Source organism: Streptomyces sp. WAC05292 (assembly GCF_003949955.1).
Taxonomy (GTDB): Bacteria; Actinomycetota; Actinomycetes; order Streptomycetales; family Streptomycetaceae; genus Streptomyces; species Streptomyces globosus.
On record NZ_RPSE01000773.1, the window covers coordinates 1 to 978 of the forward strand.

At 77.4% G+C, this 978-nt stretch carries 1 protein-coding gene and 1 pseudogene; both read left to right on the forward strand.

The annotated features are described in order from the left end of the window. On the forward strand, positions 1-477 hold a 477-nt coding region (locus EF903_RS32950), incomplete at its 5' end, for an ACT domain-containing protein (RefSeq protein WP_148142662.1). A 154-nt stretch (positions 478-631) separates the two neighbouring features. After that, positions 632-978 (forward strand): annotated as a pseudogene (locus tag EF903_RS32955) (M1 family peptidase); the annotation flags it as partial.

Here is a 978-nt window from a genome sequence, read left to right on the forward strand (position 1 = left end):
ACCCCCGCCCGCGCCCCCCTGTCCGTCGTCGGGGCCCGCGGCGGAGGCGGCAACGCCGTCGCCGACCTGCCCGACGCCACCGTGCGCCTGGCCGGCTGCTGCACGCCGGTCCCCCCGGACGCCGTCGCCGGGTTCGTCGTCCGCGGCGGGGCCGTCACCGTCCACCGCGTCGGCTGCGAGGCCGTCGCCCGGATGCGCGCCCTGGGCCGCACCACCGTCGCCGTGCACTGGCGGGCCACCGCCGACTGCCGCGTCACCCTGACCGCCGAATCGTTCGGCCGCCCCCACCTGCTGGCCGACCTGACCGAAGCCATCGCCCGCCAGGGCGTCGAAGTCGTCTCCGCCACCGTCGAACCGCCCGTCGAGCAGCGCGTCCGGCACACGTACACCCTTCTCCTGCCCGACGCCGCCGGGCTGCCCGCCCTCATGCGGGCCATGCGGAACGTGCCCGGCGTCTACGACGTCGGCCGCGCCTGACCGGCGGGCCGCCGCAGCGGACCGCGCCCCGCCGGTGCCCGACCGGCGGGCCGTCAGCCGCACGGCGGCCCCTCCCGCGCCCGGAGATCCCGTTCGGGTGGAACCGTCGCGCGCCGTACCCGGCCGCGCGGCGGGCGCTGGTAAGCGGTGGGGGATGCAGCTCACCTCCCCGCGCCTGCGCGCCTCCCTGCTCGCCGCGGCCTCCCTCGGCCTGGTCGCCGCCGCGCTGCCCCCGCCGACGCCGCTGGGCATCGGAGACCCGCTGTTCCCGCACCTGGGCAACCCCGGCTACGACGTCCTCTCGTACGACCTCTCGCTCACCTACAAGGACAACAAGACCCCCCTCGACGCCGTCACCCGGATCGACGCCCGCGCCCTCACCGCCCTGGACCGCATCAACCTCGACTTCACCCACGGAACGGTCGCCTCCGCCGAGGTGAACGGGCAGCCCGCCGCCTTCGAGAGCGCCGGCGAGGACCTCGTCCTCACCCCCGCGAGCCC